The organism is Mesorhizobium sp. M7A.F.Ca.CA.004.06.1.1 (assembly GCF_003999135.1).
In the GTDB taxonomy this organism is placed as follows: Bacteria; Pseudomonadota; Alphaproteobacteria; order Rhizobiales; family Rhizobiaceae; genus Mesorhizobium.
On the sequence record NZ_RZPQ01000616.1, the window covers coordinates 1 to 3,546 of the forward strand.

4 protein-coding genes are annotated in these 3,546 nt (G+C 62.2%); all 4 read right to left on the reverse strand.

Annotated features, from left to right (window positions below):
• A partial coding sequence (locus EN906_RS26920) for a tetratricopeptide repeat protein (RefSeq protein ID WP_245484341.1) occupies positions 1-953 on the reverse strand: 953 nt, incomplete at its 3' end.
• An 85-nt stretch (positions 954-1,038) separates the two neighbouring features.
• Positions 1,039-1,722, reverse strand: a complete 684-nt coding sequence (locus EN906_RS26925) for an acyloxyacyl hydrolase (RefSeq protein WP_127267277.1) — start codon at positions 1,720-1,722, stop codon at positions 1,039-1,041.
• A gap of 189 nt (positions 1,723-1,911) precedes the next feature.
• On the reverse strand, positions 1,912-2,673 hold the full coding sequence (locus EN906_RS26930) for a heme ABC transporter permease (protein ID WP_127267278.1): 762 nt from the start codon (positions 2,671-2,673) through the stop codon (positions 1,912-1,914).
• 138 nt (positions 2,674-2,811) lie between these two features.
• The coding region (locus EN906_RS26935) for an ATP-binding cassette domain-containing protein (RefSeq protein WP_127375497.1) at positions 2,812-3,546 on the reverse strand (735 nt) is incomplete at its 5' end.

The window sequence follows — 3,546 nt, forward strand, 5'->3', positions numbered from 1 at the left end:
GGCAGTTCGCCCGCGCCATAGATTTCGCGATGACTGGCGCATATCTGCTCGGTCAGCGTTGTTCCCGACCGTGGCATGCCGACGATGAAGACCGGGCGTCTCGACGGATTTCCCAATTTCGACCGCGCCGCGAAGAAGTCGGCATCGAAAGTGTCGATGAAACTGTCGTAAAGCTGGGTGTGCCGGTCAATGTCGAAATCATTGCCGGAAATTGCCTTGGCCTGCGCGAAATGGCGGATGGCCAGGCGATACTCGCGCTGATCGTTGAGCATCTTGCCGGCGGCGTGGTGCAGCACCACCCGCTCGCGATCGGTTGTCATGGGCAATTCCAGGCGAGCCCGTATTAAAGGCAACGCTGGATCGTCCTTGACCGCCCGGCGCGCTAGCGCCATTCCGGCCAGCGCCTCGACATGGCTCGGGTCGATGGCAAGCGCGCGGCCAAAACATTCGACCGCCTCGGCCTGCCGGCCGATGTCGGTGAGCAGATCGCCCATACCGGCAAGGGCCGTCAGCGACTGGCTGTCGACCGCCAGCGCCCGGCGATAGAAACCTTCGGCGACGTCGCCCTCGAGCTGGCTGCGGTAGGACCGGCCGAGATTGCACAAAGCTTCGATGAGCCGGCCGTCGAGCGCGATCGCCTTCTTTAGATGTTTGCGGGCGCGCTCGATGTCACCGGTGACATTATAGGCGTTGCCGAGATTGTTGCGGAAGATAGCGTTGCCCGGTTCGAGCTTGACCGCCCTTTCCATATAGGCAATGGCGGCGTCATGATGCTCGGCCTCGATGGCCAGAGTGCCCATGAGGTTCAGCGCCATGGCATTTTTCGGCTGCGTGCGAAGCACCGTCTGGTAGCAGAACTCGGCCTCGCGAAAACGCTTGCGCCGTTGCAGGTCGATGCCGCGCTGCAATGTCTTTTCCGCCGGTTCACCGGCGGTCGGAAGGGAGGCTGGCATTATTGCCGGCAGACCCAGAGGTTGCCGGCGGGGCAAAAGCGGCATCCGTCAAATCCAGGTCGCGGCTTGTGACAGGCCGGTCAAATCAGAACTTGTAGATAACGCCAAACTGCAGATTGTGGGAGTACAATTTGGCATCCTTGTAGGTATTGCTGCCGTCATTGTCGTCCAGATCGACGTTGGAGACGGCCTTGAAGCGATAGCCGAAATCGAGGTCGACATTCTGCGTCACCGCATAGGTGACACCGGTTCCCAACTGGCCGGCGAAACCCCAGCCGCCAGGCCCATATCCAAAGTCGTCACCGTCAAAATGGGTATCGGCGGTAACATAAGCTGCGCCGATACCGCCGCCGACATAGAGCTTGGCATCGCCAAAATGCGCAACGTCGGCCCAGACATTGGCGAGCAGATAGGTCGCTGACAAATTGCCGGCCGCATCGCCTGAGTTGAAGACAACACCGTCGTAACTGCCGCTAAAAGAACTTGCTTTGTAGCGCGCGTAGGACAATTCGCCTTCGACACGAAACACATCGTTGATGCGCCGACCGACAGCACCGCCGATCACGAAGCCAGTATTAAGATCGACTGAATACCGAGAACCATCGTAGTCCGTCTTCACATCATTGGGGAAACTGGCGCCACCAAACAGTGTGACATACCAGAGATCCTCGGCCCTCGGGGCGTCGACGACAGCATCGGCGGCGTGCGCCGAACTCCAGCCAAGCCCCAATGCGAGTATCGATACCCCAGCCAGCAAACGCAGTTTCATCGTCGATTCCCCGCTCAATAACACTGAATGGCACTCAGCTCGGCTCAGGGGAAGATGTCAACGGACGGACGAAGTCGAGGCGACCTTTTGGGACACCTCGTTGCTATACAGCAACACAGCAGCATTGTTCAGGCGAAAGCAGGAGTAAGGTTGCTGCTGGTCGCAATTCGAGCGGCGAGAGGGGGAAACCTAATCGCGTCTCTCTGCCTGCCTAGCCGCGACCCGTCTCATGGCAATCACCCGGCGGCGGCGGATTTCGGTGCGCATCGCCATCAGGTGCAGCGCGAAGAACAGCACGGTGAAGCCGAGCGCCATCACCAGCAGCGGCCATAGCAGGCTGGGGTCGATGGTGGAGCCGCCCATGCGGAACACCGAGGCCGGCTGATGCAGCGTGTTCCACCAGTCGACCGAGAACTTGATGATCGGGATGTTGATGAAGCCTACCAGCGTGATGATGGCCGCGGCCCAGGCGGCGCGGCTGGCATCGTCGAGCGCGCGGGTCAGCGCGATGATGCCGAGATACATCAGGAGCAGCACGAACACCGAAGTCAGCCGAGCATCCCAGACCCACCAGGTGCCCCACATCGGCTTGCCCCAGATCGAACCGGTGATCAGCGCCAGCGCGGTGAAGACGGCGCCGATGGGCGCTGCGGATTTCAGCGCGACATCGGCCAACGGATGCCGCCAGACGAGCGTGCCGAGCGCCGAGACCGCCATCAGCGTGTAGCACATCATGGCGAGCCAGGCGAAAGGCACGTGGATATACATGATGCGGACGGTGATGCCCTGCTGGAAATCCTCAGGCGCGGCGAAGCTCATATAGAGCCCCACGGCGAGGATCAGTGTGGCGATCGTGGCCAGCCATGGCACGACCTTGTCCGCCAGCCCGACGAAGCGCGTCGGGTTGGCGAGATCCATCCAGCCGGTCAGGCGTGAAGTCGTGTCGCTCATGCGGTTCTACATAAACCGCCAACGCGTTTGGGGCAATCGAGCGGTGGTGTCGCAGACGCAATTGGGGCGGCCGTGCCTGTACTCTCACCCGGACCTACGGTCCGACCTCCCCACAAGGGGGAGGTAAAAGAAAGAGGCTCAGGCAGCCGCTTCCTGCTGTTGCTGCACGGTGCGGCTGAGGCGGCGAACCTCCTCGTCGTTGAGCAGGCCGCCGGCGCGCAGCAGGCTGGCGAAGCGGCCATTGCGCAGCGACAGCTCGGTGAAGCCGCCCATCTCGACCACCCTGCCCTTGTCCATGAACACGACCAGATCGGCGTCGCGAACGGTGGTCAGGCGGTGGGCGATGATGAAGGTCGTGCGGTCGCGGCGCAGCTCGTCGATCGCTTCCTTGACGCGGTCCTCGGTCTCGACGTCGAGCGCGCTGGTCGCCTCGTCGAGCACCAGGATCGGTGCGTCCTTCAGCACGGCGCGGGCAATGGCGATGCGCTGACGTTCGCCGCCCGAGAGCTGCCCGCCACGTTCGCCAACCACCGTGTCGTAACCATTGCTCTTCGACAGGATGAAGTCCTGTGCGGCAGCCGCATTGGCGGCGGCATGGATCTCGTCATTGCTTGCATCGGCGCGGCCAACACGGATGTTGTCCTCGATCGAGCGGTTGAGCAGCCCAGCATCCTGGAACACGGTGGCAATCGAATGGCGCACCGACTTGCGGGTCACGGTGCGGGTGTCGATGCCGTCGATCAGGATACGGCCATGGGACGGCGAGAAGACACGCTGCAGCAGGTTGATGAGCGTGGTCTTGCCGGCGCCCGTCGGGCCCACGATGGCGACGGTCTGGCCGGCCTGCACCTCGAAGGACACGTCGTCGATGCC